The sequence below is a fragment of the Mycobacterium sp. NGS29 genome (genome assembly GCF_059812965.1).
Window position 1 is genome coordinate 117318 of sequence record NZ_JCALDR010000011.1, and the last position, 13195, is coordinate 130512.

Annotated in this window: 16 protein-coding genes; 11 read left to right on the forward strand and 5 right to left on the reverse strand. The window is 65.6% G+C overall.

The genetic code is table 11. The features are described from left to right. Positions 1–2 precede the first annotated feature (2 nt). Together AC5Y5Z_RS16355 and AC5Y5Z_RS16360 are read left to right on the forward strand one after the other, a co-directional pair. Complete coding sequence (locus AC5Y5Z_RS16355; protein WP_499926310.1) at positions 3–1184, forward strand: PPE family protein; 1182 nt, start codon at positions 3–5, stop codon at positions 1182–1184. Positions 1185–1247: 63 nt separating this feature from the next. Beyond that, positions 1248–2051, forward strand: coding sequence for a glycoside hydrolase family 16 protein (locus tag AC5Y5Z_RS16360; protein ID WP_499918811.1), 804 nt, complete (start codon positions 1248–1250; stop codon positions 2049–2051). An 11-nt stretch (positions 2052–2062) separates the two neighbouring features. Here the strand turns inward: AC5Y5Z_RS16360 and AC5Y5Z_RS16365 are convergent, their stop codons facing one another. Further along, positions 2063–3112 (reverse strand): M48 family metallopeptidase, encoded by a 1050-nt coding sequence (locus AC5Y5Z_RS16365; protein ID WP_499926312.1) that lies wholly within the window; start codon positions 3110–3112, stop codon positions 2063–2065. Between the two features lie 154 nt (positions 3113–3266). Further along, complete coding sequence (locus tag AC5Y5Z_RS16370; RefSeq protein WP_499926314.1) at positions 3267–3473, reverse strand: hypothetical protein; 207 nt, start codon at positions 3471–3473, stop codon at positions 3267–3269. A 257-nt stretch (positions 3474–3730) separates the two neighbouring features. Here AC5Y5Z_RS16370 and AC5Y5Z_RS16375 point away from each other — a divergent pair, with 257 nt between their 5' ends. From AC5Y5Z_RS16375 to AC5Y5Z_RS16385, 3 genes are read left to right on the forward strand one after another with little or no spacing between them, the layout of a single operon-like run. Then, complete coding sequence (locus AC5Y5Z_RS16375) at positions 3731–4735, forward strand: NADP-dependent oxidoreductase (protein WP_463824273.1); 1005 nt, start codon at positions 3731–3733, stop codon at positions 4733–4735. An 11-nt stretch (positions 4736–4746) separates the two neighbouring features. After that, positions 4747–5643 (forward strand): haloalkane dehalogenase, encoded by an 897-nt coding sequence (locus AC5Y5Z_RS16380; RefSeq protein ID WP_499926317.1) that lies wholly within the window; start codon positions 4747–4749, stop codon positions 5641–5643. Positions 5644–5657: 14 nt separating this feature from the next. Then, a complete protein-coding gene (locus AC5Y5Z_RS16385) occupies positions 5658–6077 on the forward strand; it encodes a nitroreductase family deazaflavin-dependent oxidoreductase (RefSeq protein WP_463824271.1) in 420 nt (139 codons plus the stop codon). Between the two features lie 157 nt (positions 6078–6234). Here the strand turns inward: AC5Y5Z_RS16385 and AC5Y5Z_RS16390 are convergent, their stop codons facing one another. Next, entirely contained in the window at positions 6235–7140 is a 906-nt protein-coding gene (locus AC5Y5Z_RS16390) for an NAD-dependent epimerase/dehydratase family protein (RefSeq protein ID WP_499926319.1), read from the reverse strand. A 137-nt stretch (positions 7141–7277) separates the two neighbouring features. On the opposite strand from AC5Y5Z_RS16390, the gene AC5Y5Z_RS16395 reads away from it, so the two are divergent. Further along, on the forward strand, positions 7278–8981 hold the full coding sequence (locus tag AC5Y5Z_RS16395) for a sensor histidine kinase (RefSeq protein ID WP_499926321.1): 1704 nt from the start codon (positions 7278–7280) through the stop codon (positions 8979–8981). Then, positions 8963–9646 (forward strand): response regulator, encoded by a 684-nt coding sequence (locus AC5Y5Z_RS16400; protein ID WP_499926323.1) that lies wholly within the window; start codon positions 8963–8965, stop codon positions 9644–9646. Before AC5Y5Z_RS16395 ends, AC5Y5Z_RS16400 begins: the two co-directional genes overlap by 19 nt. A 31-nt stretch (positions 9647–9677) precedes the next feature. Here the strand turns inward: AC5Y5Z_RS16400 and AC5Y5Z_RS16405 are convergent, their stop codons facing one another. After that, entirely contained in the window at positions 9678–10004 is a 327-nt protein-coding gene (locus AC5Y5Z_RS16405; protein ID WP_499926325.1) for a PE family protein, read from the reverse strand. Positions 10005–10346: 342 nt separating this feature from the next. On the opposite strand from AC5Y5Z_RS16405, the gene AC5Y5Z_RS16410 reads away from it, so the two are divergent. Genes AC5Y5Z_RS16410 through AC5Y5Z_RS16425 form a run of 4 tightly spaced genes read left to right on the forward strand, consistent with a single transcriptional unit; the run spans position 10347 to position 12677 of the window. After that, positions 10347–10988 carry a PE family protein gene (locus AC5Y5Z_RS16410; protein WP_499918801.1) on the forward strand — a complete coding sequence of 214 codons (642 nt, stop codon included), beginning with the start codon at positions 10347–10349 and terminating at the stop codon, positions 10986–10988. Between the two features lie 58 nt (positions 10989–11046). Next, positions 11047–11307 (forward strand): hypothetical protein, encoded by a 261-nt coding sequence (locus AC5Y5Z_RS16415; RefSeq protein WP_463824265.1) that lies wholly within the window; start codon positions 11047–11049, stop codon positions 11305–11307. A gap of 19 nt (positions 11308–11326) precedes the next feature. Continuing rightward, a complete protein-coding gene (locus tag AC5Y5Z_RS16420) occupies positions 11327–11728 on the forward strand; it encodes an NYN domain-containing protein (RefSeq protein WP_499918799.1) in 402 nt (133 codons plus the stop codon). Further along, positions 11721–12677: an NAD(P)H-dependent flavin oxidoreductase gene (locus tag AC5Y5Z_RS16425; protein WP_499926328.1), complete on the forward strand. Its 957-nt coding sequence runs from the start codon at positions 11721–11723 to the stop codon at positions 12675–12677. The genes AC5Y5Z_RS16420 and AC5Y5Z_RS16425 overlap by 8 nt, the downstream gene beginning before the upstream one ends. A 6-nt stretch (positions 12678–12683) precedes the next feature. Here AC5Y5Z_RS16425 and tpx read toward each other — a convergent pair whose 3' ends face one another. Then, entirely contained in the window at positions 12684–13181 is a 498-nt protein-coding gene (tpx, locus tag AC5Y5Z_RS16430) for a thiol peroxidase (protein ID WP_463824263.1), read from the reverse strand. Positions 13182–13195: the final 14 nt, after the last annotated feature.

Consider the following 13195-nt stretch of genomic DNA (forward strand, 5'->3'; position numbering starts at 1 on the left):
CCATGTTCGACTTTGGCCTTTTGCCGCCCGAAATCAATTCCGGGCGCATCTATACCGGGCCGGGCTCCGGCCCGTTGCTGGCCGCCGCGGCGGCGTGGAGTGGTCTGTCCGCTGACCTGCAAAGCGCCGCGGCGGGTCATCGGGCTGTCATCACCGGGCTGACCAGCGGCCCGTGGTTGGGGCCGGCCTCCGAGGCGCTGGTTGCGGCGGTGACGCCGTTCATCGCCTGGCTGGATCTGAGCGCCGACGAGTCCGCGCTGGCCGCCAGCCAGTCCTATGCCGCCGCAGCGGCATACGAAGCGGCGTTCACCGCGTCGGTGCCGCCGCCGGTCATCGCGGCCAACCGCGCGTTACTCGCTCTGTTGGTGGCGACGAATTTCTTCGGGCAGAACACCCCGGCGATCGCGGCGACCGAGGCGCTCTACCTGGAATTCTGGGCGCAGGATGCGGCGGCGATGTACACCTACGCCGGCAGCTCGGCGGCGGCGACCGAGTTAACGGAGCTACCGGCACCTGCTGAAGTGGTGGACCCCACGGGGTTGGTCGACCAGGCCATCGCGGTCGTCAAGTCCGAGGGACAACTGATTCAGACTCAACTCGACAACCTGGGATCGCAGTTGAGCCCGCGGGTCGCCGACGTGCTCAAGACGCTTTCGGCGCCCCTGAACGGCAACGGCACCACCATCGACCAGTGGCTGATAGCCAACACGCCGTTGGACGACATCGTCCCGCTGTATTCCAAGTACGTCACCCCGTACGTCTCGTCGATCACCGCGGTTTTCCAGTCCGGTCAGGCCCTCGGCCAGGCCAGCAGCGGTTCTATCGCGATCACCAATTTCCTGGGCCCCGCGGCCAAGGCAGCCGAAGGTGCCGCCAAGGCCGCGGGTGCAGCCGCTGCGAATATCGGTACGAAGGTCAGCAGCGTGACGGCAAGTCTGGGCAGGTCGGTTCCGCTCAGCGGGTTGTCGGTGCCGGCGAGCTGGACCACCGCCACCGGCGCTTCGGGTGCGACGGCTGCCGGGAACGCAGTCCCCGCCTTGGAGACGACGCCCGTGGGTGCCGCCGTCGGCAGCGGTCCGATGGCGCCGCCGTTCGGCCAGTTCTTCAATGCCGGCAACGGCCGCAAGACGCCGACATACGGGCACCGATTGACGTTCATGACCCGGCCGCCGGCGGCCGGCTGACGATCCGGTGGGCTGCCCGTGAACTTTCACCACGCTCGTCGTGGCTGCTAGGGTGCCTTGCTAATGCCTGGAATGGATCGTCGCCACATGCTCAAGATGGCGGGCCTGCTGACCGGTGCCGCGCTGAGCGCGGTACCCGCTCCGAAGGTTGCGGCAGCGCCCAGCGGTGCCGGGACCTACCTCTTCCACGACGAGTTCGACGGTCCGGCCGGCTCAGCTCCCGATCCGGCCAAGTGGACGGTGTCCAAAGCTCGCGAGACGATGAAGGACCCGACGTACTGGGAGTTGCCCGAGCATGTCGGGCAATACCGCGATGACCGACAGAACGTATTCATCGACGGCAACTCCAATCTCGTCATTCGTGCGGCCAAGGACGGCAATACCTACTACGGCGGCAAGATCTTCAGCCCCTGGCAGGGCGGCATCGGGCACACCTGGGAAGCCCGGATCAAATTCGACTGCCTGACTCCCGGTGCGTGGCCCGCGTTCTGGCTGTCCAGTGACGCCCAGGGTGAGATCGACATCGTCGAGTGGTACGGCAACGGCAAGTGGCCGGCGGCTACCACCGTGCACGCGAAAGCGAACGGCTCGGAGTGGAAAACGCACAATCTCGCGCTGGACAGCGCATGGCACACCTGGCGAGTCCAGTGGGACGACACCGGAATGCGGTTCTGGCAGGACTACAGCGATGGTGCGGCGCCGTACTTCACGGTGCCAGCGAACTCCCTGGCTGACTGGCCGTTCAACAACCCCGGCTACCAGGTGTTCCCGATCCTGAACCTGGCTGTCGCCGGTTCGGGTGGTGGCGATCCGGGGCCGGGCACCTACCCCGCGCAGATGCTCGTCGACTACGTGCGCGTCTGGTAGCTGTCGGCGGTTCAGGTGCCTGGTTTCTGCCGCCACTCGTTGATCTTGCGGCCCAAGGAATCAGCCGCGCTGGTCGCAGCCCGGCCCACGCCGTCGACGATGCCGCCGAGACCGTCGCGGATGCCTTTGATCAGCGGGTCGTCGGACTGGTCGAAACCGTCCTTGTATTGGCGGGCCGCCTCGCCGAGGTCCTCGGCGAACGAAGCGTTGTCGTCGTCGACCCTGCGGGGATAGTCGCCGGCCAGTATCTTGGCGTAGCCGCCGGTGTCGACCCACTGAGTCAAGGCGGCGGCGCGCAGTACCGAGAACGGGTGGGTCTGCAACTCCAAGTTGAGCAGTTTGAGCACCCCGTCGCGCATCTCGCCGGCCTTTTCGTACTCGCGTGCCTGGGCCAGGAAAGCCTGCGAGTCCAGTTTGTCCAGTCGATTTCCGCCAGCGAGCTTCATCTGGACGCGGATCGCGGTGTCCAGGTCCTGGCTGCACAACAGCCCGGCACGGTCGCCGGACAGCTCGGACTTGCGCTGCCATTCCAGTAGCGCCGCGACGATCGCCCGCAGCGCCCAACCGCCGATCGGCATGAAGCCGAAGGACCGCGTCAGCCGCATCAGATGCATCATCATCGTGCGGTACACCGCGTGACCGGACAAAGCGTGGCCGAGTTCGTGGCCGATGACGAAGCGCAGCTCGTCGTGGGTCATCAACTCGTACAGCCCAGAGGTGAGCACGATGAACGGCTCGTCCATCCCGATCGTGTAGGCGTTGGCCTCGGGTGACTGGATCACGAATAGCTCCGGCTTGCCGGGCGCTTCGAGGACGTCAGTGCACTGTTCGAGCAATACGTCGAGGTCGGCGAACTGGCGGGATCCCACTCGGGCGGCGCTGGCCAGGTACAACAGCCGGTGTTGTCGTTCCCTCAGCGCGCTGGACAGCAGCTTGAGTATCTGGTCGAAACCCTTGAGCCGTCGCAGCGCCGACAAGGCAGTTCGGTCGGCGGGATGCTCCCAGGCCCGGGAACTGATCCCGGTAAATGCGGCGCGCGTGGTGGCCGGCGTATCGGGCATGCTGGTCTCCCCTGGTTGTCCGCAACAGGATAGAGGGGGTGACGCGCTGCGAATTCCGCAGCAAATCCGTATGTGCGGCGGTGAGCCGTCCCGCCGAAGGAGATACAGTTCGTCAGATGGTGCGCAAAAGTGCGCGCGATGTCGAGCGCGGGTACTAAGCGGGCTCGTTGGCGGTGCGGTAGCGCCGAGCGCCGTGGCCGTCGGCCGGTGGAATCTGCCCCGCGGCGAGCGCGCGCTGCCTGCCGATATAAGCCGGGTGGCGACGCATCGCGTCTTGGAGCTGGCGCTCCCGACGCTGAGCTGCAGTCCAGAGCGGGTGCGATTGGAGGTCGATCACCGTCGCACCTGATGCATTCGCCACGATTGTCAACTCCTTCTAGATTCCCCGAGCGATGATTTGACTTGCCTTTTGTTGCTCTGCTACGCAAGCATGCCCAGCAAAGCTGTGACCTAACCGTGTCAGAAGATGAGAATTTGCCGTGAATTTGCAATCGGGCAGTTATCTGCATCACTCATGGCACGTTGCCTTGCGCTGATTTGAGCCGGTTTCTGACATAGCTCACGTTGTAGCACTCACCGGTGACAAGTCCCCGAGCTGCGATGGGTACCGTTTCGCTCATGGCCAACCGACGTTTTCTGCTGCGCGAACGCCCCACCGGACGCATCGGACCGGACACCTTCGAGCTCAGCGAGCAACCGGTCCCCGACATCACCGACGGGGAGGCGCTGGTCCGGGTCGACTGGATTTCACTCGACCCGACCAACCGCATGTGGATCACTGACACTCCGACCTACCTTCCTCCGGTCGGCATCGGCGAAGTCATGCGTGCCGGCGGGATCGGCGAGGTCGTCGCGTCGAACAACCCCAACTATTCGGTCGGCCAGATCGTGCAGGGGCTGGTCGGCTGGCAGGAGTACGTGGTCGCGTCCGACACCACGCCGTTGATGCCGGTCGAGGTTGCCGACGGCGTCTCCCCCAGCGCCTACATGGGCGCGCTCGGGATGACCGGGCTGACCGCCTGGATCGGCATCCGGGACATCGGCAAGCCGAAGCCCGGTGAGACGGTGGTGGTATCGGCGGCCGCCGGTGCGGTGGGTTCGGTGGCCGGCCAACTCGCCAAGGCGGACGGTGCTCGCGTCGTCGGGATTGCCGGCGGCCCGGAGAAGTGCGCGCTGTTGACCGACCAACTGGGCTTCGACGCCGCTGTCGACTACAAGGCCGACGACTGGAACGCCCAGTTGGCCGCGGCGACGCCCGACGGCATCGACATCGACTTCGAGAATGTCGGCGGCGACATCATGGACGCCATCTTCGCGCGCCTGAATATCGGTGCGCGGGTTGCGTTGTGCGGCCTGATATCGGGGTATAACGATGCCTCACCACCGCCCGGGCCGCGTGCGTTCGGCAACTTGCTCATCCAGCGCGCGACCGTGCAGGGTTTCATCGTCCTGGACCACTTCGGCCGCGCACCCGAGGCGATCAGTGAGATCGCCGGATTGATCGCCGATGGCAAACTCACCCCGCTGGAGACGGTGGTGGAAGGCTTCGAGCAGTTGCCGACAGCGATCAACATGCTCTTCGACGGCAAGAACGTCGGCAAGCTTATGGTGAAAATCACCTAGAGGCGTCCTGGATGCCCATTTCCGAGGTGTACCGCACCCCCGACGCGAGGTTTGAGGGCCTGCCCGGATACGACTTCGCGCCGAACTACTGCGATGTCGACGGTCTGCGGTTGCACTATCTCGACGAAGGTCCGCGCGACGGGTCGCCGATCGTGTGCTTCCACGGCGAGCCGAGTTGGGCGTTCCTGTATCGCACGATGCTTCCGCCGCTGGTCGCTGCCGGGCACCGGGTGATCGTGCCCGATCTCGTCGGATTCGGACGCTCCGACAAGCCCACCGACCGCCGTTGGTATACCTACGACCGGCACAGCGAGTGCATCGCCACAGTGCTCGGCGCACTTGATATCGACGATGCCACCGTGGTCGTTCAGGACTGGGGCGGTCCGATCGGGTTGCGGTGGGCGGTGCAGAACGCGGCCAGGGTCCGCGCGCTCATGATCATGAACACCGGCCTGTTCACCGGCCGGGTCTCGAAAGGATTCCTGGCCTGGCGCGACTTTGCCGAGAAGAACTCGGATCTGCCGGTCGGCTTCGTCATTCAGACCGGCACCACAACCGAGTTGCCCAACGATGTGGTTGCGGCATATGACGCGCCGTTTCCGACCGTCGAGTCGAAAGCGGGTGCCGCCCAGTTCCCGCTACTAGTCCCAATTACTGACGATGCGCCCGGCGTCGAGCAGATGCGGATGGTCACCGACGAGCTGTCGCGCTGGAATAAGCCTGCACTGGTAGCGTTTTCGGATACCGACCCGGTCTTCCCCTACCCCAGGTCGGGACAACTGTTCTGCGATCTGATTCCGAGCGTTGACGAACAGGTACGCATCGAGGGTGCGGCGCACTTCCTGCAGGAGGACCGCGGGGAGCAACTCGCCGACGTTCTGTCGAGCTTCATCGTTGAAAACGGTTGAGCAAGGAGATCGAGATGGCAGATAAGCCCGAGGTGTCAGGAAACGCTGACATCATCAAGGAGTTCCGCGCAAACGGGGGCAAGGTCGGCGGGCCGTTCGAAGGAGCCACGTTGCTACTTCTGCACACCACCGGGGCCAAATCCGGCGCGGAGCGCGTCAACCCGGTGATGACGTTCGACATCGACGGCAAACGCTTCATCGTCGGCTCGTACGCCGGCGCCGACGTGGATCCCGCCTGGCTACACAACCTGCGGGCACACCCGCAGGCGCACATCGAAATCGGCACCGACGCCTACGACGTGCAGGCCCGCGAATTGCCGCGTGACGAGCGTGACGACATCTACCCGCGCATCGTCGAGCAGGCGCCGGGCTTCGGCGGGTACCAGCACCAGACCGACCGCGTCATCCCGGTCATCGAATTGCAGCGGATCTGACTCTCCTTGGATTCGGCTCATTCTGCACCCAACCCTGGGCTGTTTCGATCTACTGACGAAAGCGGGCCTGCATTGCCGATGAGCGACGCGCGAACAGCCGAATACGTTCGGCTGCAGCGGAGTCGGAGTCCCACACTCGGTACAGGTACCGAGTCCCCTATGCCTCAACGAGATCCGGATGGAACTTGGCCGCCATGCGACGCAAGCCGTCGTGCCAGTCCACCGTGCTGCCGGTGCCGGTCAGCTCGTGCAGGAAGGTCACGTCCACGGGGTTGCCGCGGAGTGCCTGGTCGCTCTCGTTGAACGTCGGCTCGCGACCGACGAGCGTGCCGAGGTAGCCGCACCAGTCCTGGATGCTGACCATCTGGTCGCCGGCCCAGTTCACCGTGATGGCCGGAACCGATGCCGCAGCAAGCAGTTTCGGGATGGTGGCGATGATGTCATCCTGGTGGATCGGGTTGTAGAGTGCCGGGCCGCCGGGCGGGACCGGGATCGGGATGCCGCCCAGCATCATCTCCATGTGGTAGAACGGCCAGCCACCGTTGTCGCCGTACGGAACGTTGAGGCGGGCGATCGTGGTCGGCACTCCGAGGATGCGCGCGGTGGTGCGCGCGACGGTCTCACCGGCGATCTTGGAGATCGAATAGGTGGGGAACAGAGGTTTGTGGTTGTCGCCCAGGGCCGCGCGCTCGGTGCGTACTTCGTCGTCGGGCGGGTCGTAGACAGCCGCAGAAGAGCAGTGCAGGAACGCTTTTGCGGTGCGGCAGTGGGCCATCAACAGGCCGACGGATTCAGCGTTGGCGGCCAGATCCTTATCCCACCGTCCGCTCTTGGCCACCGCCAGATTGAGCACATAGTCGAAGTCTGAGGGCAGCGCGGTGAAATCTCCGGCGGCCAGATTGACTGTCTCGCAGCGCACGCCGGCCTGCTCGAGGCGGGTGCGCGCGACCGGGTCGGTGAACCGGGCGATGCCCCACACCTCGTTGTCGGCCGCCAGGGCCTGGGCGATCGGGGCGGCAACCTGGCCGGTGGCCCCGGTGATCAGGATCGTCGAGTCACGCATGGGCCGATCGTAGGGCAGCCGCCGGTGTCGAGTTCATGGACGCCCGCCGGGACCAGACCTATCCCGAAGGGTCCTGACATCTCTAGCAGCCAGCGACTTTTGCGCATTCTGCTCAGCTAACGTGGTAGCGTCCCCTCATGCCCACCCGGGGGCGCATCGACCTGCGGCTCGCCAGCCGCATCCTGCTGCTGCAACTGGTCCTGGTCACCCTGACCCTGATCGTCGCGTTCGTGTTGTTCGCTCAGTTCAACCGGCACCGCCTGGACCTTCAATACGGCGTTCACGCAATGGATATCGCCCGCGTCGTGGCGTCATCCCCGACCGTGCTGAATACGATCTCGCGCTACGACGCCACCCCGGTGTCCGCCGACCCTGCGACCGTCGACGAACTCGCAGCCGGTCCGCTGCAGACCGTCGCTTCCCGGGTCCAGCAGCGCACCCACGTCTTGTTCGTCGTCATCAGCAACGCCGACGGCATCCGGCTGGCGCACCCCCACCGCGACGAACTGGCCCGCCGGGTCAGCACCGATCCCGGCCAGGCACTCGCGGGACACGAACAGGTTGTTCATGAGTCAGGCACGCTCGGACGTTCCATCGTCGCCAAAGTGCCGGTGGTGGAACCGGGCAGCACTCGAGTGCTGGGCATGGTCAGCGTCGGTATCTCCACCAAGGCTTTCGACGAGCAGTTTTCCAAGAACCTGCGCGTACTCGCGCCGCTGGGCGGCGCGGCCTTGCTGATCGGCGTCGTCGGCTCGGTGGCCCTGGCGCGGCGATGGCGTGGGCTCACCCTGGGTCTGCGGCCGGCGGAAATGGCGGAGCTGGTCCGTACCCAGGCGGCCGTGTTGCACGGCATCGGTGAGGGGGTGCTGGCCACCGACCAGGGCGGCAGCATCACGTTCGTCAATGACGAGGCCTGCCGGCTGCTGCAGATCGGGAACGAACTCGGGAGGAATATCGTCGAAATCGGTTTGACACCACGTGTTCTCGACGTGTTCAAAGCTGCCTCGGAGCAGGCCGCGACCGCGCCGACTCTGGCCACCGTCGGTCAGCGCATCGTCGTTGTCTCGGCGCGGAAGGTGCAGCGCGATGGCCGCGAGTTGGGAACCGTGCTGGTGGTACGCGACCGCACCGATGTCGAGTCGCTCACCCGGCAACTCGACGCGGTGCAGGTGATGAGCACCGCGTTGCGGGCACAGCGCCACGAATTCGCCAACCGGCTCCATCTGCTGAACGGACTGCTGCACACCGGCCATGTCCAGGAGGGTCTGCAATATTTGGAGGAACTGCTCGGTTCTGGTCCGCTCGGTTCGGCGGTCCCCGGCCTCGAAGCGATTCACGACACGCATCTGCAGGCATTTCTGGCGGCGAAGGCGGCGACCGCGCGCGAGGCCGGTGTCACGCTGGTGATCGGCGAGAACACCTGGGTATCGGGCCGGCTGGAACTGCCGGTGGACGTGACCACCGTGGTGGGCAACCTGGTGGACAACGCCATCGACGCTGCCCGTGCCGGCAACAATGCCCGCAAGGAAGTGGAAGTCGAGCTGCTGCAGGAGGATTCGACGCTGCACATTACGGTCGCCGATAGCGGTGACGGGGTGGCCGGCGACTTCGTCGAACAGCTTTTCACCGAGGGCACCTCGACGAAGCCGGACTCCGGGATACCGGGTGGGCGCGGCATCGGACTGGCGTTGTCGCGGCAGATCAGCCGCGCGCTGGGTGGCGACCTGTGGCTGGCGAGTCCGGGGAATCCGGTTGCCGAACAACGGCTCACCGGGGCCGAGTTCATCGCCCGGCTTCCGGGTGTGATGACTGAGGAGGAGCAGTGGGCAGCGCAGACCTGACCGTGTTGGTGGTCGACGACGACTTCCGGGTCGCCAACATGCATGCCGGAATCGTCGATGCCATGCCAGGTTTCACGGTGGTCGCCAGTGCCAACACGCTCGCGGCGGCTCGCGAGGCGGCAGCCGTCGACCTGGCACTGGTCGATGTGTACCTGCCTGACGGCTCCGGCGTCGACTTCGTGCGCGAATTGAGCAGCGACGCAATGATGTTGACGGCGGCTACCGAGGCAGAGACGATCCGCGCCGCGTTGGCCGCCGGCGCGCTGACGTATCTGGTCAAGCCGTTCCCTACCACTGAATTGGCCGCCCGGCTCGCCGGCTATGCCCGCTACCGGAAAATCCTGTCCAGCCCCAATCTGGGTGCCAGTGACGTCGATGCCGCGCTGGAGGCGTTGCGGCCCAGGGTCGCCGCGGTCCAGTCGTCCACCGCTGTGGCCTCCCCCACCAAGAAACTGGTGGTGCAAGCGCTGCAAGCTGCGTCCACGCCGATGTCGGCGGCCGAGGTGTCCGCGGCGATCGGCATCTCGAGGGCTACCGCCCAGCGGTACCTGGCCTCGCTGGCCACCACCGGGGAGGTCTCCGTCGGGCTGCGCTACGGAACCACCGGTCGTCCCGAGCAGGAATTCTCTGCGAATGCCAACCGCGCGGCTCGGATTCCGCACTGAGAATTGCGGGCAGTCACCACCGGCTCGGCAATTATTCGCCGATCCAGGGATTCGACATCGGAATGGCCACAGAATTGGCGGCCATTTGGTCGACGGCGGTGTAGGTCTGCGCGATCTGGGTCAATGCCGCACCGGCCCGGATGAGTTCTTGCTGGGCAGCCCGGTGCAAGTCCAACATCGCAGCGGCCTCGGCGTGAAATGCCATGACTGCCTGCATCGACACCTCGTCGGCGCCGGCCGGGGCGAGCCCGGTCACCGACATGCCCGCCCGGTCCCCGGCCTGCAGGGAACTGATGCCGATCTGGACCACCTGGCCGCCAATGTCGCCGACGACCGGATGAAATGTCATGGTCTGCATGTGTGTACTCCTGATTTCCTGCAGTGCAGAATTTCCTCCGCGTGTTGAAATCGGCGACTCTGCCATTCGGCACCGCGACAATTGCGATGCGTGCTGAGATCGAAACTAGGGGGCCGATACCGACATGTCCCGCTTGTGGGCGATAGTCGGAATAAGCGACGATTCTGCGGTTTTGCGCATTGTGCTCATGGTCTCGAAAAGGTGCATCCGGGTGGCCAGGAGCACCTTAGAATTGATGTGTTATAGCGCGGTGACCTGATGAGGGTGACCCGTCACGCGCGGCCCCGCCGCGCTTGCGATCACCATGTCGGAGTCGCCTACAGAACACAGGAGCAGCACGCAATGGCAATGGATTCCCTGTCCCACAATCCTGCCGCCGGTGATATCGGTTCGCAGCTGGTCGACATCGGTAGCCAGGGCATCAGCGCCGCCTCGACTGCAGCCATGTCGGTGCTGAGCGGGCTCATCCCCGCCGGCGGTGAAGAGGTGTCAGCGCAAGCGGTGCTCGCCTTCGCGCAGGAAGCTGCCACCATGCTGGCCTCCAACACCGCCGCTCAGGAAGAGTTGATGCGCACCGGGACTGCGCTGACCGATATCGCGCGCATGTACGGCGAGTCCGACGACGTCGCTGCGGGCGCGCTGGCGTTCAGTTCGACGCCGATGTCCAGGTTGGCCTCGATGAGCGGTGTGAGCGGCAGCGGAGTGGCCAGCGCAGCGGCGTTGCAGAGCCCGCTGAGCGCGGCCGCCGGGAGCCCGGTGGTTGCCGGCGTCGCTGAAGCAGCGTCGTCGCCGATGACATCGGCGGTGGCCAGCGCGGGCTCGTCGGCGATGGGTGGGGGTGCCCCCCTGGGAAGCGGAATGGGTGCCGGCGCACCCGCCGGTGGCGCCTCGAAAGCGGGATTGGCCTCCGCCAACGGGCCGGCTGAGAATCAGGACGACGACCGTCGGGAGGTTACCGACGACGCCGGTGAGCGCCTGCTCTGAGCGTGACGGCGGTCTCCTACGCTAGGGGGCTGACACTCGATCGCGAAGGAGCGATGTTGTGACCGACGAACCTGACATGGTTTCCATCCTGCGGAACATGAAGGTCCCCGAGCGGATGACCGGCAGCCAGGCGTTGCGCAACTTTCTGCTTGTCTACGTCGACGACGAAGAGTCGATCGAAAACAACCCGGAACGACTCAAACAGCTCAACGGACTGATGATTCTGTCTCAACTGGAAGTCATCAATGCCTTGGGCGTCATGGAGGAGAACGTCCAGGCTCAAGTCGCCCAGCGGTCCCGCAAACGCAGGTGGTTATAAGCGTCTCGTACCGTGAGGTGTGCGCTGGATCATCGACGGGATGAATGTGATCGGCTGTCGCCCCGACGGATGGTGGAAAGACCGCCAGCGCGCCATGACCGTGCTGGTGCAGCGACTCGAGAAGTGGGCGCCGCCGGCAGACCGGGTGACGGTGGTCTTCGAACGCCCGCCGGCCACCGCGATCGGCTCCTCGGTGATCGATGTGGCGCATGCACCTAGGGCGGCGGCGAACTCAGCCGACGACGAGATAGTCCGGCTGGTGCAGGCAGCCGCCCGACCCGGCGAGATTCGTGTCGTGACATCGGACAAGGGGCTGGCCGACCGCGTCCGCAGTCTCGGTGCGTCCGTGCACCGAGCGGAGAGTTTTCGCGACCTCATCGATCCACGCGGCGCCGAATCCGGAGGCTCACATCGTGATTGACAGGGCCCGGACTACGAACCGGGTCGCGGCGCTCGCGCGGATCGCTATCCCGATCATGCAGGCGCCGATGACCTACATCGCCGGTGCGCAACTGGCCGCGGCGGTGTCCAACGCCGGTGGTCTCGGCATCATCGAGACCACCTCCGAGCAGGGCCGCGCCGATCTGCGCGGGGTGCGCGACCTCACCGATCGGCCGGTCGGGGCCAACATCGCGCTGCTGTTCAACCGCGACCCGGCCATGGTAGATCTGTTGGTAGACAACGGAATTCGCTTCGTGACCACTTCAGCCGGGGACCCCGCGCTGTTCACTGCTCGCCTGCACGACGCGGGTATCACCGTCTTTCACGTGGTGGGTACCCTGGCTGCCGCCCGGAAAGCCGTCGACGCCGGCGTGGACGGCCTCATCGTCGAAGGTGTCGAAGGCGGTGGCTTCAAGAACCGGTTCGGCGCCTCGACCATGGTGCTGTTGCCGTTGGTCGCGGCCCACGTCGACATCCCGATCGTGGCCGCGGGAGGCATCTGCGATGCGCGGTCGATGGCCGCCGCGCTCGTCCTCGGGGCGGAAGGCGTGCAGATGGGCACCCGGTTACTGGCCTCGGCGGACTCGCCGGTGCACGGCAACCTCAAGGAGGCGGTGGTGCGCGCCGACGAGACGGGCACCGTGCTGCTCCCCCTGGACGGCAGAAGAATGATGCGGGTCATCCGCACCGCTGCTGCCGAAAAGCTGGACACTTCAGCGTCTTTGGCCGAGGGCAGTGCCGCCCTGCAGCGGGTGCAACGGCTTTACTTCGACGGCGACATGGACGCCAGTGTCGCCAACACCGGTCAGGTCGCCGGCCGTATCGAGGATCTGCCGTCGGCCGCCGACATCATCACCGCCATGTGGGCCGGCTGCCGGGAGGTGCTGACCGCGACCGCAGACCGGCTGGACAGGTCCTCGCGGGGTTAGGCCGGATTACCCGCCCAACGCGGCCAGCGCCGCGTCGTAGTCGGGCTCCTGCGCGATCTCAGGCACCAACTCGGTGTAGGCGACCTTGCCGTCGGCACCGATCACCACGACGGCGCGGGCCAGCAGTCCGGCCATCGGGCCATCGGCGATGGTGACGCCGTAGTCCTCGCCGAAACTGTCCCGGAACGCCGATCCTGTCGTAACGTTCTCGGTGCCCTCGGCACCGCAGAACCGCTTCTGCGCGAACGGCAGGTCCTTGGATACGCACACCACCGATGCCCCGGTGGCGCCGGCGCGCTCATTGAACGTCTTCACGCTCTTGGCGCAGACCGGTGTGTCGACCGAGGGAAAGATGTTGAGCAGCACGGATTTACCGTTGAACTGATCGCTGCTGACCGGGCCCAGATCGCCACCGGTCAGGGTGAAGTCAGGTGCCGGGGACCCGACGGCGGGAAGCTCGCCGACGGTGTTGATCGCATTTCCGCGCAAGGTTATCTGTGCCATGCCCACAGTCTGCC

What these genes read in the sequence shown, in the direction of transcription:
- AC5Y5Z_RS16355 (WP_499926310.1), top strand. Translation starts at nt 3, where the DNA reads ATGTTCGACTTTGGCCTTTTGCCGCCCGAAATCAATTCCGGGCGCATC.
- AC5Y5Z_RS16360 (WP_499918811.1), top strand. Translation starts at nt 1,248, where the DNA reads ATGCCTGGAATGGATCGTCGCCACATGCTCAAGATGGCGGGCCTGCTG.
- AC5Y5Z_RS16365 (WP_499926312.1), bottom strand. Translation starts at nt 3,112, where the DNA reads ATGCCCGATACGCCGGCCACCACGCGCGCCGCATTTACCGGGATCAGT.
- AC5Y5Z_RS16375 (WP_463824273.1), top strand. Translation starts at nt 3,731, where the DNA reads ATGGCCAACCGACGTTTTCTGCTGCGCGAACGCCCCACCGGACGCATC.
- AC5Y5Z_RS16380 (WP_499926317.1), top strand. Translation starts at nt 4,747, where the DNA reads ATGCCCATTTCCGAGGTGTACCGCACCCCCGACGCGAGGTTTGAGGGC.
- AC5Y5Z_RS16385 (WP_463824271.1), top strand. Translation starts at nt 5,658, where the DNA reads ATGGCAGATAAGCCCGAGGTGTCAGGAAACGCTGACATCATCAAGGAG.
- AC5Y5Z_RS16390 (WP_499926319.1), bottom strand. Translation starts at nt 7,140, where the DNA reads ATGCGTGACTCGACGATCCTGATCACCGGGGCCACCGGCCAGGTTGCC.
- AC5Y5Z_RS16395 (WP_499926321.1), top strand. Translation starts at nt 7,278, where the DNA reads ATGCCCACCCGGGGGCGCATCGACCTGCGGCTCGCCAGCCGCATCCTG.
- AC5Y5Z_RS16405 (WP_499926325.1), bottom strand. Translation starts at nt 10,004, where the DNA reads ATGCAGACCATGACATTTCATCCGGTCGTCGGCGACATTGGCGGCCAG.
- AC5Y5Z_RS16410 (WP_499918801.1), top strand. Translation starts at nt 10,347, where the DNA reads ATGGCAATGGATTCCCTGTCCCACAATCCTGCCGCCGGTGATATCGGT.
- tpx (WP_463824263.1), bottom strand. Translation starts at nt 13,181, where the DNA reads ATGGCACAGATAACCTTGCGCGGAAATGCGATCAACACCGTCGGCGAG.